This is a genomic window from Enterococcus sp. DIV2385, assembly GCF_051711925.1.
GTDB lineage: Bacteria > Bacillota > Bacilli > Lactobacillales > Enterococcaceae > Enterococcus > Enterococcus faecalis.
Genome location: NZ_JBIONV010000001.1, coordinates 665354 through 683848 on the forward strand (window position 1 = coordinate 665354; position 18495 = coordinate 683848).

Consider the following 18495-nt stretch of genomic DNA (forward strand, 5'->3'; position numbering starts at 1 on the left):
CTTCTCGCCTTAGTTGAGTATATCGCTGGGCTAGATAAAGTATTCCTTATTTTTTTAAGTAAGGCAGACTGTTGGCGGGTTCTGGATAGGAACCTGTTTTTTTATTGCATTTAGCAAACAAAGCAGACTTCCGTTAGGATTTTCTCTTAAAAATTTTGGAGGTGAATGACCATAGCAAAGGATATGATGGTTAACGACGGCATTCGTGCACGCGAGTTACGTTTGATCGGACAAGATGGTGAACAATTAGGTGTAAAAACCAAAGCAGAAGCATTACAAATCGCTGAATCTGCAAACTTGGATTTAGTACTTGTAGCGCCAGGAGCGAAACCACCAGTTGCGCGAATTATGGATTATGGAAAATTCCGTTTCGAACAACAAAAGAAAGAGCGTGAAGCTCGCAAGAAACAAAAAGTGATCAACGTCAAAGAAGTTCGTTTAAGTCCAACAATTGACGTAAATGACTTCAATACAAAACTTCGTAATGCGCGTAAGTTCTTAGAAAAAGGAGACAAAGTGAAAGCTTCTATCCGTTTCAAAGGCCGTGCCATTACCCATAAAGAGATTGGTCAGAAAGTTCTTGATCGCTTAGCTGAAGAAACTGCGGACATCGCCACAGTGGAACAAAAAGCGAAAATGGACGGACGCAGCATGTTTCTAACGCTGGCACCGAAAAACGACAAGTAAACGAAGAGACCGAGCATTCGGACTTTTGGTAATTTCTACAAGAAGGATATTCGACAGTTGTGACTGTTAGAGTCTTTCACTTGAAGCAAAGATTTTGAGGAGGAAAATTAGTCATGCCAAAACAAAAAACACACCGCGGATTAGCAAAACGTGTAAAACGTACTGGTGGAGGCGGCTTAAAACGTGGCCGTGCCTTTACATCTCACCGTTTCCACGGTAAAACTAAAAAACAACGCCGTCAATTGCGTAAAGCAAGCATGGTTGCAAAAGGCGATTACAAACGTATCCGCCAACAATTAGCAAGAATGAAATAAAACAACTCGGTGACTTTTAGATTACCGTCAAGAGAAACAAGATATTAGGAGGAATTCAACATGGCACGTGTTAAAGGTGGAACAGTAACCCGTAAACGTCGTAAAAAAGTCCTTAAGTTAGCGAAAGGCTACTACGGATCAAAACATACTTTATTTAAATCAGCAAAAGAACAAGTAATGAACTCTTATTACTATGCATTCAGAGACCGTCGTCAAAAGAAACGTGACTTCCGTAAATTATGGATTGCACGTATCAACGCGGCAGCTCGCATGAATGGCTTAAGCTATTCTAAATTAATGCACGGTTTGAAATTGGCAGAGATTGATATCAACCGCAAAATGTTAGCTGACTTAGCCGTTAACGATGCAGCAGCATTTACAGCGTTAGCTGAACAAGCAAAAGACGCTTTAAGCAAATAAGCTTAAATAATCTTTCACACCCTACTCCTTGAGTAGGGTGTTTTTTTATCTTTATTTAAATAGCCAAATATTATCATGCTTAAATATAATTTTAATAAAATTATATAAATAATTAATTATAATTAATGTTTGTTGTTTTTATTTATCGAATAAAAACAACTAGGAGATGTTAATTTTAATCAATAAATATTTTTATTTATTTCAAAGGTTTTATAGCTGATTTTTTAAAGGTTAATTACTATTTCATTGTTTTGAATATTGTGATAATATTTTAAATGATTATATTTCTATTTTTTTAATTTTAGATGATAATGTTTTATTGGAGATGTATGAAGTTTATAACTAATTAGGAGGGATTTGTTGAAACAATTTCTAACGCTTGTTGTTTTAATTTTTGTTTTAGGAATCTGTTGGCTGAAATTTCTAGATGTAGAAAATATAAAGTCAGAATTAAGTGTTAATAAAAGCCAAACTGCTTTTCATAGTAATTCAGATGTGTATGCTCAGTTAGATGTTGAGGGTACAAGTATTCATTATCCTGTAGCACAACATTTAACAGAGGATAGTTATTATCTTACGCATGATGTTGATCATAATGAAACCATTTATGGTGCGGTTTTTACTGAGGGAGTCAATAGGAAAGATTTTAAGGACCCTGTCACGATTATTTATGGACATTCTACGAGAGATGGATCGATGTTTGGAACACTATCGAATTTTGCAGATACAAATTTTTTTGAGACGAATCGTAGAATTACCATTCGAACACAGCAAGAAGTGATTGAGTATGAAGTTTTTGCAGCCTATCGTTTTACAGATGAGCATTTGTTTGAAACGTATCATTTAGGGGATTTAAAGGCTGTGAATGATTACCAGGAAAGGATTGAGGAATATTCAAAACAAGCACAAGGCCATTATCGTAAATCTGTTGCCCAAGCGCACGGGAAACTTTTGATATTGTCGACTTGTGATGAAAAAGATGGGGAGAGAAGGTTTGTTGTTCATGCAAGAGAAAGGGAACGGAACAAAAGTGAAGAGTAGTCTAGGGGAAGGAATAAAGAAATTTTATTTTACTCTGTATGTTGTAGGAGTAATGTTTTATGGAATGGGAAGTTATTTATTTTTAAATGGAATAGTTACTTCTAGGCTAGAAGACTCATTTAATAGAATTATTAGTTATGGGATTGGTGTAACATTAGTAAGTCTAGGCGTAGGCCTTTTCCTGTATTTATTTTATCTATTTTATCGTAAGGTATCTTCAAAGAAAAAAGTACGACGAGCTTTAAAAAATTATTTGTTGGTGATGCTTCTATCAGGAGTTCTTCTAGGGCTATTGGGAGAAATGCTCTACCGTACAACAGAAATTTCCTATGAAGGGACAAAGCGTTTAATTTGGATATTAACGACTTATATACAAGGAAGTGCACGGTTTATTTTTCTTTACTATTGCTTAGAAAACTTTTTAAATGAATCATTTTGTTGGAAAAATCGGTTATTTAGACAATTGTTGTTGGGGGTTTTCTTTTTATTAAGTATATCTATAGGGATACGAATATTTTTACCGAGTATTAGTCCGATAGTCATGTTTCTAACAGATATAGTTATTTCAATTGGAATTGTTTATAAAGAGCTATTTCAATCAAAAAAAAGGGAGTAGGGGTAAAATTGAAAAAAAGGATAGAAAAAATTATTAAGTATGTTGTGTTGGTGCATTTATTAATGGGAAGTATGCCTTTTGCTTATGCAGAAGAGATTCAGGATACTGTTGAACAAAATAAGGCAAAAAATTATTATAAAGAAACGGTAGAGAATGTTCAAGAGTCAGTCGTTCCAGAGCCCCAGAACCAAACAAAGGACACATCGTTCAAAGAAACAGAAACTTCTCCTTCAGAATTAGATGGCAAGAAAAAAATTGACGATGGCAACAAAGAATATGCGCTACACTTGCCCGAGGTTGAAGAGAGGAAGCTTAATAAAGAGGAAGAATCGCTAAAAACAAAATATGGTGAGCCGATTTTAGAAAATGGTCAGGAACAGATTTATAAAGTAGATGACACGCATTTTATCACCTATATTAACAGTGACGTTAAAACATATAAAAATGAAGAAGAAATTGAGGTTCCTATCGATTTAAGTCTGGTGTCGGTGAACGAAGAGGATAAAACTATTTTTAAACCGAGTAGCAGTCCTGTTGCAGTCGTTTTACCAGATAAAATGGATCAAAATCAAGGGGTTCAAGTATCAAAAGGCGAGGATACGTTAGAGTTAATGCCAAAGGATAAGGTTTATAAAAATGTGACAGTTAAAGAAAATGCGCTTCTTTATAACAATGTTGACGAAGGCGATGATGTTCAGTACACGGTGACGGATAAAGGTGTCAAAGAAGAAATTATTTTAGAAAAATGGCGGGAAAAACATCAATTTGTGTATCAGTTTTCTACTGAAAAGTATTCAGCTTTTTTAGAGAGTAATCAAGTCCTAATTCGGAAAAAAGGTCAAAAAGAAGTGCTGTTTGTTTTATCGGCGCCACAAATGATGGATCAAGCTGGTGAAACAAGTGAAGACATTACACTTAGTCTTCAGAAACAAGAAGATCATTATGAATTAACGGTTGACGCCAGTCAAGAATGGTTAGCAGATGAAGCACGTGTTTATCCTGTTCGGATTGATCCAACAGTAACCGTTCCTACCGAAAATTTAATTGATACGGTCACTAGTTCAGTACATGGAACCTATCAAGGGCGCGGCTATGGCTATGTTGGCTATATTACGCAAGAGATGACCGGAATCGGGAATGCAAAAGATGTTGGACGGACAAGGATTTATTCAAAAATTAATTATGACTTTTCGAAAATTCCTAAAGAGGCAAAGATTGATAGTGCTACCTATAATTTGTATCAATACATTCAGTATCCGCAAACCAATGCGACGTTTTCTAGTTATAAACTGACAGAAGACTTTAATATTGATACATTGACATGGGATAATTCAGTCGGCTTATCACAAGAGCCAACAGGCGAAAAAGCAATTAGTAGTGCCAAATATGGGCTGCATCAATTTGATATTCGTGATGCGGTTAATAGTTGGGTACAAGGAACGAGCAAAAATTATGGGATAGTCGTTCAGGCAACCAATGAAAATGATTATGGTGGAGCTTTTTATACGACCTATTCAACAGGTGGTCCAGGACAATTTGATTTTACACCTGATAAACGCCCAAGTTTAACGATTAATTGGTCGATTCCTGATCCAGTTGATATCCATTATCCAATTAAAGATACGACCGTTGCTTTACGATCCATGATGACAGCGGATAAAAAAGGGAAATTGCAGTTTCAAGGTGTTTTTGCAGACGGATTAACAACACCAGGTGCGATTTTGGATTATAGCTTGAGTGATAAAGGCAAAGACTTTGCTGGACAATCGTTTGCTAGTTATTCTTATAAGTATCCTAATTCAAGTCTATTTGACTCTTATTTTCCAAAAGGAACCACGAAATACCGAGATAAACTTTCTAATTGGCAAACAGGGATTCCGTTTACCGCGCCAACCCACAATACGGTTTACACGATTGATGCAGAAAGTAAAAAAGATGGCCGTTCTAGCGGGAAAAAGAGTAGTGAAAAATTTGTCATTTACAAAGTGACGCAATATGATACGTTACCTAAAATCGCTGCTTATTATGGCGTACCATTAGCTCAAATTGTTTATGACAATCGAGTACAAGACATGTTGCTTTTACAAAATAATACACTGTTTATTCGCAATCCCAAGAAAAATGCGAACAAGCCATATAATCCACCGAAGCTTTCAGATGGAACCAAACAAGATATTGATAGCTTATTAATGGGACGTGGTCTGCATTGCGAGTTTGGTTTTGAACCGATTAATTTGAATACAGGCAATTTTTATCTGGATCGGACGGATGTTACGATTCCTAGCTTAACTAGCAATTTTGAAATTACGCGAACGTACAATTCCAAAGGCGCGGACATCAATAGTCTTTTTGGGCGTGGTTGGTCTTTTGCTTTCAATGAACAAGTCACTAGTGATGAAAAAGAAAACCTTTATTATACACGAACAGATGGCAGTATTCTGAAATTTAAAAAAGAAGGTAACGAATACCTTGCGCCAGCAGGTTATGATTTAACGATGACAGTCAAAGAAAAAGAAACGAAAGAAGCCGATTTTGGCAATGGCAAAGAAAAATATAAGGTGAAAGAGTATCAAATCACAGACAATGATAACCAAGAGAAAACCTTTAATTATTTTGGTCTGCTAACTAGCCAAAAAGATGAAAAAGGCAACGTAACGAAATTTGATTACAATAAAAATGCTCAATTAACTGCTATTACTGATCCAACAGGCACCATGTACAACATTACTATGAACGAAGAGGGCTATATCAGCAATATTACGGTACCCAACGGCGCTAAATTAGCCTATGAATACGATAACGAAGGACATTTGATTGGTTTTACTGACGCGATAGGGGTCAAAACACGTTATGAATACAACAAAGAAGGTCTAATGACTGCTTGGTATGACGGCAATGGCAATAAAATTATTGAAAATACCTATGATAAAGAAGCTCGTGTTGTCAAACAAGTTGACGGAACAGGCGCTGTGTCAACGTTGGCGTACAGCGACGGACAAACAATTACAACAGACGGCAATGGTGCGGTCACAACGTATCACTATGACAAACAATACCGCACAACTCAAATCAGTTATCCTGATGACACAAGTGTTGTCAAAGCTTATGATGCCGAGAATCGTCTAATCAGTGAGACGAACGAACTAGGACAAACTTCTAGCTACACCTATGATAAAAAAGGCAATCAGCTGACGGAAACGCGTTTTGACGGCGCTGTTAAAAAAGCTACTTATGATGAGAAAAATCACATCACTAGTGAAGTCGATTTTGATGGAACCAAGACATTATATACGTATGACAAAGCAGGGAATTTACTCTCTAGCCAAATCAATCAGCAAGCCCCAATGACCTTTGCTGTTGATAAACAAGGGCGTATAACGAGTACCACTGATTCTGAGGGGAACCAAACGACTTATAGTTATTCGGGTGCCTTTTTGGACAAAATTATCAATCCTCTAGAGGGTGTGACTAGTATCACCTATAATGCTCACGGACTTCCTGTTAGCATGACAAACCCATTAGGCGGCATCACAACGATGACCTATGATGGTGAAGGACGCAAAACCAGGGAAACGACCCCAGACGGACAAACGACCAGCTATACCTACGATGGCGCTGGTCAAGTAATAGCCCAAACAGACGGTAACGGCTTTACGTCAACATTCACTTATGATGCAGTTGGCAACAAGTTGAGTATGACGAATGCCACTGGTGGTAGCTATACGTATGCTTATGACGGTGTGGGTAATCAAATTAAGATGACCGATCCAGAAGGACAGACGACAACCTATACCTATGATCAACATCAACGCTTACTAAGTGAAACCAATGCGGCTGGCCAAACATTAACCTACCAAAGAGATGCATTAGGCCGTTTGCTAAGTGATACGAATGAAGCGGGAAAAACAACGACTTACACGTATGACGACATTACGAATCAAATCGCCACAATGACCGATCCACTGAAACAAGTGACCAGTAATACTTATGATGACACGGGTAATTTGGTCAAAGCAGAGAAACCTGATGGCACCCAAGTATCAAATGAATACAACGATTTAGGCTGGATTATTAAACGGACAGATGAAGCTGGAATTGTCACCACGTATACCTACGATGAAAATGGTAACAAATTAAGTGAAACAACTAATAACAGAACAACAAACTATACCTATGATTCGTTAGGAAATGTAACAAAAGTCACGTATCCAAATTAAAAAACAAGTACGTACACCTATGACAAAATGGGCAATGTTCTTTCGTTCATTGACGCTCGTGGCAAAGAAACTATTTATAGCTATACAAAAGGTGGCGCCTTAACGACAATTACGGATCCGCTAGGCAATCAAACCAAAATTGCCTATGATGGCAACGGCAACCAAGCTAGTGTAACTGATGCAGCGGGCTATACCACCAGCACCACTTATAATGGTCATAATTTACCAGAAACAGTTACAGACGGCTTAGGCAACCAAACAAAGTATTCCTACAGCCAAATTGAGCAGATAACCAGCGCAACTGATGCTTTAGGTAATAAAAAGGTCTATGCATATAATGAACTAGGCTATCCGACCGCTATTACCGATGAAAATGGCAATGTCTACAAGCTTTCATATACACCGACTGCTCAAACAGAAAAAGTTGAAAATCCTGATGGTTCCACATTAACGAATACCTATGATGAATTAGATCGGTTAGTCAAAGAAACACACTCTAACGGTTTAATCACTGAATACGAATATGATGCAAGTAATCGTGTGGTCCATTTAAAAGACAACCAGGGATTAGATGAAGCCTATACGTATAATGCGTCGGGTGAGAGGCTGACAGAAACAAACAGCTTAGGGGAAGTCACAACCTATGAATATGACGAACAAAACAATGTTACAAAAATTGTTTATGCAGACAAAACCAGCGAAACATTCACGTATGACGTCATGGGCAATCTGCTGACGTCCACGGATGTCGAAGGGAAGAAGTCGACCTATACCTATGACGAAAATGGCAATTTAACCGAAACAACCGATGCAAAAGGACGTAGCACGGCTTATACGTATGATGCAATCAACCAAATTGTTACAGAAACAAATCCAGCTGGCGGGAAGCTGGTTTACACCTATGATATTTTAGGGAATGTCTCGAGTATCACAGATGAAAAGGGCGAAAAAACCAGTTACGGTTACGATGCCAACCAAAACTTGATCCTTTATACCGATGCAAAAAAGAATACAACAGCCTTGAAATACGACCCTCTGAATCGTCTAACTGAAAAAGTTAGTCCCACAGGTGCTGTCCAAAAGTATTCTTATGATCATTTAGGCAACCTTTTAACTGAAACAAGCGGCGAAGAAAATCGTACTAGCTATACCTATGATTCAATGAACCGTGTTGCTAGTATCACGAAACCGACTGGTGGTATCAGTAAATATACCTATGATCAAGCAGGCGGACTTTTATCAGAAACAGATGAAAATGGCCACAAAACAACTTATGAAAATAATCTTTACGGTCAAGCCATCAAACGGACTTTACCAAACGGAGCTAAATACAGTTACGCTTATGATAAACTAGGACGTTTAAGCCAACAATTGGCACCGAAAGGTTTATCGCAAAGCTATACCTATGATGTTGCTGGGAATTTAATCAAACAAGAAGATCAATCAAAACGGGTTACAACTTATGATTATGACAAAGCGGGGCGCTTGCTGAAAACGACCAATCCAGCAGACTTAACGACTACGTTTACCTATGACGAAGCAGGGAATTTAGCGCAAACCGTCAGTCCAAGTGGCATCAAAACCAACTACAGTTATGATGTTTTAGATCAATTAAAAACCGTTGCTACACCAACCGGACGCAAGACTTCTTACGAGTATGATCCAGTCGGTCAGTTGACGACACGAACCATTAACGGTAAACGAAAAGAAACCTACAACTATGATCCAAACGGTAATCTAACCGAAACCATTAACGCATTAGGTCAAAAAAGTTCTAAGACCTATGATACAGGCGATCGCTTAACAAGCGAAACCAATACCGCTGGACAAGTCACGGCTTATCAATATGACCAAGATGACCGCTTAACGAAAATTATTTCAAGTGAAGGGGCTTTCAACGAATTTTCATACGACGGCAATAACAATTTAACTAAAGTTACTTCTGGCGGACAACGAGTGACCACCTACAGCTATGACAAAGCAGATCAACTACTTGAAGCCACTACCGGAACTGGCGCAAAAGCGGCGACAACCAGCTACGCGTATGATTCTGTCGGAAATATTACCGAGATGACCAATGGCAATGGTAAAGTCACCAAATATAAATACGATGAACTATCGAATGTCGTGGAAAAAGTTAATAGCTTAGGTGACACCACAAAATACACCTATGATGCGGACGATCGTTTAGAAAGTGTCAAACAAGCCAATGGCAAAACGATTTCCTATGATTACAACAAGCTGGATCAACTGCTGCAAGTCAATTATTCAGAAAAAGCAGATGGTACCGTGATGTACACTTATGATTCAGAAGGACGTCGAATTTCCATGAATGACTTAACGGGACAAACCCAATACGAATACAACGACGAAGACGAAATAACTGGTGTCCGCCAAGGCGACGGCAGCTTGATTAAGTACACGTATGATGATTATGGCAACATCAAAAAAATGACTTATGCCGACAAGTCTGAAGTCAAGTACAGCTATGATGAATTGGACCGTTTAACCAAAGTCACTGACAAAGAGAACCAAACGACGACTTACGAATATGACGATGCTGGCAACATGACCAAAATCAAGCGCAAAGATGGCACGACTTCAACGCTAACTTATCGTTTGGACAATCGTGTTGAAGAAATTGTGCATCGTAACAAAAAAGGCAAAGAACTGGCATCCTATCGTTATGAATATAATGCCGATACCTTTATTTCAGAAGAAGTCATTACACAAGCTGGCAAAACCGTTGTACAAACTTATGAATACGATAGCTTAGGACAAGTCGTTCAGATGACCGTTTTTGATAAGAAGAAAAAACAGGAACTTGCAACGTATACCTACACTTACGATCAAGCAGGTAATAAATTAACCAGTACGGAAACCATTGCTGGGCAAGAAGTAAAAACCGAGTTCACTTATGACGACAACAATCGCCTGTTGCGTATGAAAAACGATCAGGAGACCATCACTTATGAATACGATGAGAACGGTAATCGTCTGAAACAAAGTGGCACCGATGAAACACTAGACTATATTTATGACACAGAAAATCGCTTACTAGCAGTCAAAGATAATCAAGGCTTACTATTAGCAGCACTTTATGACGGCGAAAATAATCGGGTCTTCACAGCGAGTCGCACAGAAAAAACGACCGCTTATCAACTCTTTAAACGTCAAGAGAAAAAAAGCAAAGTCGCAGCGAAACACGTGCCAGCCGATCGCCGTAAATCCCCAGCGACTAGTCCCAACGGCGAAGAGAATTCTCTTTTCTGGTACGGATTTACAGGCAACGTTCTCCAAGCACTTTCAAGTTTACCAGAAACCGTTGGCGATCTTTGGTTGGAGGCTTTTGATACTATTTCACGTGCCTACCATCAAAAAATCGCGAAAGATCGAGCGAACGAAGAAGGGATTGTAGTCAATCCACCAAGCTTAGGCAAGCGGCCTGGTGAAGGGAAAGTCACTTATTCTTCCGAAGTGAATGACGTGTTAATCCCTTATACAACTAGGGAAGATACGTACAATTACTACGAAGTGCGCAACTATGTCAATGATGTCAATCAAGAAAATACCCAAGTTCTGCAAACGTATGATGATGAAAAGAAAACACGAGAGACGTACACGTACGGCCATGAACGACTCAGTTATACCAATCATCAAACGAACGAAGATTATCAATACTTGACCGATGCCCGTGGCAGTGTCACTGGTTTAGTCCAAGGAGAAAAAATAACCAACACGACTCACTACAGCGTTTTCGGCAGACCAACAGAAAAAGATGACACTGGCAATCCTTATGGGTATACTGGAGAAGCACAGGACATTACAGGTTATCATTACCTCAGAGCTCGTTACTATGACAGCCACAGTGGCACCTTCCTGACCCAAGACAGTTACGAAGGGGAAGAAGATAATCCATTAAGCCAAAACGGCTACACGTATGTCGAAAACAACCCAATCAACTATACCGACCCAACGGGACATAAGAAAAATTGGTTCCAAAACGTGTGGTCAGGCATCAAAAAAACGGCCAGTAAAGTAGTTAATAAAGCAAAACAAGTTGTTAGTAATGTGTATAATACCGCGAAAAAAGTTGTCAGCACTGTTTGGAATGGTGTGAAACAAGTAGCGAGTAGCGTGTGGAACGGTGTCAAATAAGTCGCAAGTTCGGTTTATTCTGGCGTCACCAACTTTGCGAGAACTGCCTATAATACCGTAAGTAATTATTTCTCTGGAGGAGGGACTAACTATTGGCAACCAGCTTCCGCCAATTATAGTGGCTACAGCTACTATAGCGGCTATCCCGTCGCAAGCGGTGCACCAAGTAGCCAAAGTACTCTAAGCTATGCACAAATCCAAGCGATACAAACAGCCCAACGCCAACAACGTTTAACCGCAGACTACCAAAAAGCAACAGGTAGTAAAGGCAAACCGAAGACAAAAGAAGGCAAGAACTTACTGAGAAACTGGGGCCAATCTTTGAAGAATACTTTGACGAAGTTCTGTCAGACGGCGAAAAAAGTAGGAAAACAAGTAGTAGAGAAAGCGAATTCTGGGGTCGCCTTTGGAGCTGGCGTTATTAAACAGTCATTATCCAATAATGGGATAATACTGCCAATCAATTCGAGATTGTCAAGATGGCTAGAACAAGACTGGATTAAGCAGAATCCGGGCTATAATACAGGAATATTTATCGGACAGCTAGCAGGTTTAGCGCGAGCAGCAACAGAATATGTTGGAGCGGGATTAACCTTTGTAGCAGGGACTGCTGGTAGTGGTGTTCTCGATGCTTTTGTAGGAGTTGCCAGCGGAGGGACAGCAGCTGCTGCAATACCAGCTATGGCAGTGGCAGAGATGGCCGCAGTTACCACAGCTACTGCAGCAATTGGAGCGCATGCCAGTAAGGTGCTGCAGAATAATTTTAATTCTAGGAATTATAGTTCGAGTAGTTCAAGTAAGGAGATTAAGACTGGAGACAAAACTCCAAGAGGACATTCTTTTTCGGAACATGGAGCTGAACGAGTTAATGAACGAGGTTTTTCAAAAGAAGTCATTGACTCTATAATTACAAATAATAGAAATAATCGGAAGTCTAAAACAGACGGATTTGGACGGAAAACTTGGGAATATGTAGATAAAAGAGGAAATAAGGTAGTGACAAATGAATCTGGAGGAATTATATCTGTTCGTTCCCCTAAAAAAGGTGGGTATTATATTCCGAAATAGTTTAAGGAGATGTAAATATATGGATTTGAATCAAATTAAAATGTTAAAAAGTGATTTAGACTGTAGTTATGAAATTGGTATTTGGTCCGAAATAGATTCTTTTTTAGAATGTAGGGAAGAGTACATTCTAGAAAAAAAGTCAGCTATTTACAAAAAGAAGAACAATATTTAATTATCGTAAAATTAAAAGACAGTACAGAGCAAAAAGAAAGAATATTTTTTAAAGAATTAGTTGACTTTTTAGAATATGGAAGAGCAACATCATATTTGAAAAGCATTTTAAAAAAACAAACTCGATATTATTTGCTTTCAGAAACAAATGATAAAAAAGGATTTTTCTTAGAATTAAATATCCTATAAAAGGAGACATGGAAATATGAGTTATTGTTGCGAAAATATGAATAATTTTACAAAAGATGATAATGGATTGAATTCTGAATTATATCAAAATCCAGATGTATTGATTGTTTATATTCCGAAATATGATGAATATGGGCTAATAATTCACGATGGTGAAGAATCATCAATAGAAATAAATTATTGTCCTTGGTGTAGTACAAAACTGCCAATTTCAAAAAGAAATTTGTGGTTTGATGAATTAGAAAATTTAGGAGTAGAAGAATTTAGTGAGGAAAACATTCCAAATGATTTTAAGTCGGATAACTGGTGGAAAAGTCTTTAGTTAAGATAGAGGCACTTGTATCCATTGTTGGGCTAAATAGTTAAGTCTAATATTTATAAATGGTATCAGTTTGTTTCGTTACTGATACCGTTTATAGATTAAGGAAAAGAACCGCTAGGTTCCCCTTGCTTAGCTAAGGATACCAACCGCAGATTACCAAGAAGCAACAGGCAGTAAAGGCAAACCGAAGACCAAATAAGACCAGTACTTACTACGTAATTGAGAAAAAACAAGACCTGTAAGGATTTGAACAGAAAGAACATCAATGAAAATTTTTCCAAGACTAGTCGTAGTATTAATTATATTAAATAGGTTGAGTAGACTTCAAATAAATTAATCAAATTAGCAAAAAAAGGAGTTAAAAATGAATAAGAATAAAATAATTGGGTTTAGCTTTATACTAATCATGGCAATTTTAGGAATCATCGCGTTTTTTTTTCGAGTTAACTAGTTTAATTATTGTAATCGTTCCACTAGTCACGTATGTGTATCACTCTTTTTTTGTCGCTCCAAAACAAAAACAATTTCTAAACATAAAAGAAGCAGTCAAGAATTCAACTTTCTCCAATGAGCAACTCTCTGAACGAACAAATATTGAACCTGAAAAAATTAATTTATTACGAATAGAGTGTTTCTTTACAATGGAAGAACTTAAACGTTTATCCACAGCATTAGAACTCCATGAAGATAAATCCGCTCAAAAAATGGAAAAAGAGTACTACTAATTGTCGTGGGTTTCATTTTGACGCTTCTGATTGTCTATTTTGTTTTTGGCGAGAATGCTTAAACAAATGTTAGTATCAAAAATCCAGAGGAAAGTGCTATCTATCAACAAGGTTGGGGCAAAATATCAAGCCTTTATTATTTTCTATGCCTGAGACAAAAAGTCAAAGTGATTTTTATCTCAGGCTCTACTCTTAGTACGTTCCTTTAATAACTCCGTTGGTAACTTTCATCTATAAATGAAAAAACTTGTGAGAGCGGAATTTCTTCAGAAAGACTTAACCAATGCTCTTTATTCATATGATAGGCAGGAAAATAGCCAGGTTGGTTCTTTAATAAGGCAATCAATTCAGGCGCAAGTTTAACGGTTAAAATAGTGAGCTGCTTATTCTCGGTAGCGCCGAGCAGTTGTGCATCCAGTGGCATAATTAAAGCAAACCATTTTGCATTTCTAGGATGACGAAAGACGAGATAGTCTGGGTGTTTTTTTAAAGGAAAATCGGGCGTTATATGATAACGTTCTTGGATATAGGCGCTAATAGTTTCTTGAAAAGTCATAGGTTTCTTCCTTTCGTTAAGGCTAGGCATATCTATTTACATCATAGCAAAAATTACATAAAATTACTTCGTTCAAAGGAATGGGAGGAGGGAGCAGATGACATTAATTTCAACAATTTTAGTAACCTTGGTGGCTGTAGAATTTTTCTACATTATGTATTTAGAAACGATTGTACCAACATCTGAGTCAACAAGCCGTGTTTTTAAGATGGATAAGCAAGAGTTACAAAGAAAATCAGTGACTACATTGTTTAAAAATCAAGGAATCTATAATGGACTAATCGGTGCAGGACTTATTTATAGTGTCTATTTTGCGCAAGCAACGATGGAGATGACAAAATTTTTATTGATTTATATTATTTTAGTGGCGGCGTACGGTAGCTTAACTAGTGATAAAAAAATCATTTTAACACAAGGCGGTTTAGCTATCGTGGCTTTGCTTAGTTTACTCGTTTAGCCATCAGAGTTAATAGAGAGAGACAGTCAAATCGACAGAAAAAACACGGTTGATTTGCCTATTTTTTATGGAATTGAGAGAGACAAAATGTGGTATACTTTGTTTATTAGATAGGGAGGAATTAAAAATGCTGAACCAAAAAGAAGTAAAAAAAACGATTATCCTCAATTAATTTCTCTATGGCGTTCTTCAGTAGAAGCTACCCATTTGTTTTTGAGTCAGGCAGATATTGATAAAATCGAAGTGGTTTTACCTGATTATTTTCAACAAGTTCAATTAAGTATGTGGTTAAATGAAGAACAGAAATGTGTGGGCTTTAGTGGAACAAATCAACAAACGTTGGAAATGTTATTTATTGACCCAGTCTATTTTCGTAAAGGCTATGGTGGAGAAATTATCAAAAAGTTAATAGAGCAAGAATCAATTATCTTTGTTGATGCTAATAAACAAAATGAAGGGGCAGTGAAGTTCTATCAATCTCAAGGGTTTCAAGTAATTGGTGAATCAAAGGAAGATCCTCAAGGAAATCCGTTTCCTATTTTACATATGAAACGGATATAGAAAAGAAGGGAGAAGCCATGCGAGTAATCGTTACAGAATACCAACCAGCCTGGGTGGAACAGTTTGAAGAAGAAGCCCAAGCGTTGAAACAGATTCTAAAGGAAAATTGTCTTAAAGTTGAACATATCGGTAGCACATCTGTGCCTAATTTAGCAGCCAAACCAATTATTGATTTTTTGGTCATTGTTGAAGAAATTGAAAAAGTAGACCTGTTACAATGGGAATTTGAAAGAATCGGTTATGAATATATGGGGGAATTTGGGCTATCAGGACGTCGTTATTTACGAAAAGGCCCGATAAAAAGAACACATCATGTGCATATTTATCAGTTTGACAATACGCAAGAAATTTTGCGCCATCTTGCTTTTCGAAATTATTTACGAGAAAATCCGGCAATTGCTACAACCTATGGTACATTAAAAAAGCAATTGGCCCAAGCACACCCCGATAGCATTGATAAATATATGGATGGCAAAGATGCGTTCATTAAGAAAATAGAAAAAGAAGCGTTGAAGAAATATTGGGAAAAATAAAAAAAGTTGCTAAAGCTAGCAACTTTTTTTTGGTTCTTTTTTGAAAAAATGATAAAGAAGACCACTTAAAAGAACACCTAGAATAATTCCAATCGCTAAATTATGCGTATAGACGATCACACCCACTGTCACGAGTAAAATAACAATTTCAGTAATTTCAAAAGTTCGGAAAAGCTGCAAACTTTCCCAATCAAAGGTGTCGACTGCCACTGTCATCATGATCCCAATCAATGCAGCTGTAGGAATGGCTACCATCACGGATTTAAAAACAAAAATGAATAGAAGGAGGGTAATACCTGAAATCAAAGTAGAAAGCCGTTTTCGTCCTCCAGATTTAACATTAATGACCGCTTGGCCAATCATCGCACAGCCAGCTTGGCCACCAAAAAAGCCGGTAATTATATTAGCGAATCCTTGTGCTTTAACTTCTCGTTGGCTATCACTTTGGCTCGCTGTCATTTTGTCCACAATGGGGATCGTCAATAAAGATTCAATTAACCCGACCATTGCTAAGGCAACAGAGCTAGGTAAAATAATCCGCAACGTTTCTAAGTTGACGGTTACATTAGGCCAACGGATCGCTGGATGAAACTGACTCATTTCACCAAGATCACCTACCGTTTGCAAATGACCTTTTAAAAAATAGGACAGGATAGTCATGAATAAAATAACAATTAAAGCAGGAGGCACAATTGTAATAAACTTAGGTAATAGATAAATAAGTAAGATACTACAGATAATCATACCGTAGGACCACAGTGTTTGATGAGGTAATTGTTGTACTTGCGCCATGAAAATTAAAATGGCTAACGCATTGACGAATCCGTACATCACTGTCTTGGGAATAAAGCGCATCAATTTGTGGATACCTAAATAACCTAAAATAAATTGTAGAAAGCCTGTTAAAATAGTCGCAGCAAGCATGTATGACAAACCATGTGCTTGAATTAAGCCTGCAAGGACTAAGGCCATTGAACCAGCAGACGCCGAGACCATTGCCGGACGGCCGCCCGTAAAAGTAATCACAAGTAAAGTAACTGCTGAAGCAAACACTGCAGAAAGCGGGTGAACACCAGCAATAATCGCAAACCCGATTACTTCTGGTAAAATGGCGACAGAAGAAACGAGACCGGCAAATAGATCATTTCGTTCATTGCCTAACCATTCGTTTTTTTTAAAACTAAATAACATCGAAAAACTCCTTTAAGTTAATAAAACCTTATTCATAATAGCATGAATAAGCTGAAATGAGCGTGGGACAAAAATCACTTTGGATTTTTGCTCCACGCTCAAAAACTGATAAACGGCGGGAACAAAAGCAACTCCTTCGGAAATAAGCCGGAATTCTCCAAAAATTACAGAACAATTTTCGGAAATTCCTTCTTATTTCTCGGAGTTAAACGCTTCTGTCCCGACCTCATTAGAACTGTAGCAGTGCCAACAACAAAATAGCTAGGACGACTTGAACAGTTCCTACTGATAAACCATAGATTAAGAAACGTTTGCCTTCTTGGAAAAACTTTTTAAAATCGAGTCGTAACCCGATTGCTGCCAAGGCAGTAATTTCAAACCAAGAACTAAAGAAATGAGCAGTATCACTGATCACGACGGGGAAATGAATCAAACTATTAAAGACACAGGCAATGAAAAAGCCAACTACATACCAAGGTAGGGCGCTGCTTTTTTTGGTGACTTTTACCAACTCAGCTTCTGATTCTGCCGTCTTACTTTGCTTGAAACGTCCAAATAAATAGACAACTGCTACGAGTAGGACAATTCGCATAATTTTAAAGAGCATCGCAAGTTGAACTGCGTTCTCATTGACCATATTGGCACTGGCGACAACCTGACCAACTGATTGTAAAGTCCCTCCGATTAGTGCGCTACGAGCCAACAAATTGGTACCATAGAGAATCCCACTTAAAATGGGTAAGGTCAACATTAAAACGGTTCCTAATAAGTTTACTAAAGTAATGATTTGGCCTTTTTCTTCCTCATCTGCTTGAATTGCTGGAGCAATCGAAGCAATGGCAGAGGATCCACAAACGGCATTACCACCAGCCATCAATAAAGACATATTATCAGAAAAAGCCAGTTTTTTACCGATCAAATAGGCAAAAATAATGGTCAGCGACATTTGAATGAGAATAAATGCGACACCTTGTAAGCCAATTTGGGCAATCGTTTGAAAGGTCACAGTGGTTCCCAATAAAACAACAGAAAATTCTAGTAATTTACTTTCGGCTACTTTGGTTCCGCGATTTAAATTGGCACCGCGAACAAAGGTATTTCCCAAAAAGATTCCTAGTAAAATAGCTATCGTTGCGGCGCCTAAGCTAGGTAACCAGATGGCAAGGAACTTGCTAAGGCAGGCGACAAGGAAAGCTGTTAGCAAGCCGGGAAGAATTTGGAATAAAGATTGGATATAATCATTTTCTGAATTTTTCATTGAAAAAATCT

14 protein-coding genes, 1 pseudogene and 1 other annotated feature (1 of these 16 running past the window's edge) are annotated in these 18495 nt (G+C 37.8%); of the genes and pseudogenes, 12 read left to right on the plus strand and 3 right to left on the minus strand.

The window, feature by feature from the left end:
* Positions 1 to 111: a sequence feature (ribosomal protein L20 leader region), on the plus strand; it begins 21 nt to the left of the window's first position.
* Positions 112 to 165: 54 nt separating this feature from the next.
* From infC to IGM04_RS03240, 9 genes are all read left to right on the plus strand, one after another.
* Positions 166 to 687, plus strand: coding sequence for a translation initiation factor IF-3 (gene infC, locus IGM04_RS03200; protein WP_002355797.1), 522 nt, complete (start codon positions 166 to 168; stop codon positions 685 to 687).
* A gap of 113 nt (positions 688 to 800) precedes the next feature.
* Complete coding sequence (rpmI, locus tag IGM04_RS03205) at positions 801 to 1001, plus strand: 50S ribosomal protein L35 (protein WP_002355798.1); 201 nt, start codon at positions 801 to 803, stop codon at positions 999 to 1001.
* A 60-nt stretch (positions 1002 to 1061) separates the two neighbouring features.
* Positions 1062 to 1421 (plus strand): 50S ribosomal protein L20, encoded by a 360-nt coding sequence (gene rplT / locus IGM04_RS03210; protein ID WP_002355799.1) that lies wholly within the window; start codon positions 1062 to 1064, stop codon positions 1419 to 1421.
* Positions 1422 to 1781: 360 nt separating this feature from the next.
* Complete coding sequence (locus IGM04_RS03215) at positions 1782 to 2462, plus strand: class B sortase (RefSeq protein WP_010819806.1); 681 nt, start codon at positions 1782 to 1784, stop codon at positions 2460 to 2462.
* Positions 2425 to 3078 carry a hypothetical protein gene (locus IGM04_RS03220; RefSeq protein ID WP_010824460.1) on the plus strand — a complete coding sequence of 218 codons (654 nt, stop codon included), beginning with the start codon at positions 2425 to 2427 and terminating at the stop codon, positions 3076 to 3078. Before IGM04_RS03215 ends, IGM04_RS03220 begins: the two co-directional genes overlap by 38 nt.
* An 8-nt stretch (positions 3079 to 3086) precedes the next feature.
* On the plus strand, positions 3087 to 7295 hold the full coding sequence (locus tag IGM04_RS03225) for a DNRLRE domain-containing protein (protein WP_256924892.1): 4209 nt from the start codon (positions 3087 to 3089) through the stop codon (positions 7293 to 7295).
* A gap of 27 nt (positions 7296 to 7322) precedes the next feature.
* Positions 7323 to 11453, plus strand: a complete 4131-nt coding sequence (locus IGM04_RS03230; protein ID WP_256924893.1) for an RHS repeat-associated core domain-containing protein — start codon at positions 7323 to 7325, stop codon at positions 11451 to 11453.
* 333 nt (positions 11454 to 11786) lie between these two features.
* Positions 11787 to 12521: a hypothetical protein gene (locus IGM04_RS03235; protein WP_143345907.1), complete on the plus strand. Its 735-nt coding sequence runs from the start codon at positions 11787 to 11789 to the stop codon at positions 12519 to 12521.
* A gap of 376 nt (positions 12522 to 12897) precedes the next feature.
* Positions 12898 to 13203: a DUF6980 family protein gene (locus IGM04_RS03240; RefSeq protein WP_086317698.1), complete on the plus strand. Its 306-nt coding sequence runs from the start codon at positions 12898 to 12900 to the stop codon at positions 13201 to 13203.
* Between the two features lie 930 nt (positions 13204 to 14133).
* Here IGM04_RS03240 and IGM04_RS03245 read toward each other — a convergent pair.
* Complete coding sequence (locus IGM04_RS03245) at positions 14134 to 14514, minus strand: MmcQ/YjbR family DNA-binding protein (protein WP_179189100.1); 381 nt, start codon at positions 14512 to 14514, stop codon at positions 14134 to 14136.
* Positions 14515 to 14581: 67 nt separating this feature from the next.
* Here IGM04_RS03245 and IGM04_RS03250 point away from each other — a divergent pair, with 67 nt between their 5' ends.
* From IGM04_RS03250 to IGM04_RS03260, 3 genes and pseudogenes are all read left to right on the plus strand, one after another.
* Positions 14582 to 14941, plus strand: coding sequence for a DUF1304 domain-containing protein (locus IGM04_RS03250; protein WP_002388939.1), 360 nt, complete (start codon positions 14582 to 14584; stop codon positions 14939 to 14941).
* Between the two features lie 67 nt (positions 14942 to 15008).
* Positions 15009 to 15502, plus strand: a pseudogene (locus tag IGM04_RS03255) (GNAT family N-acetyltransferase).
* Between the two features lie 17 nt (positions 15503 to 15519).
* Positions 15520 to 16035: a GrpB family protein gene (locus tag IGM04_RS03260; RefSeq protein ID WP_002379186.1), complete on the plus strand. Its 516-nt coding sequence runs from the start codon at positions 15520 to 15522 to the stop codon at positions 16033 to 16035.
* 15 nt (positions 16036 to 16050) lie between these two features.
* On the opposite strand, the gene IGM04_RS03265 is transcribed toward IGM04_RS03260, so the two are convergent.
* Positions 16051 to 17226, minus strand: coding sequence for a SulP family inorganic anion transporter (locus tag IGM04_RS03265; RefSeq protein WP_086317700.1), 1176 nt, complete (start codon positions 17224 to 17226; stop codon positions 16051 to 16053).
* A 229-nt stretch (positions 17227 to 17455) separates the two neighbouring features.
* Positions 17456 to 18484: a YeiH family protein gene (locus IGM04_RS03270; protein WP_002394325.1), complete on the minus strand. Its 1029-nt coding sequence runs from the start codon at positions 18482 to 18484 to the stop codon at positions 17456 to 17458.
* Between the last annotated feature and the right edge of the window lie 11 nt (positions 18485 to 18495).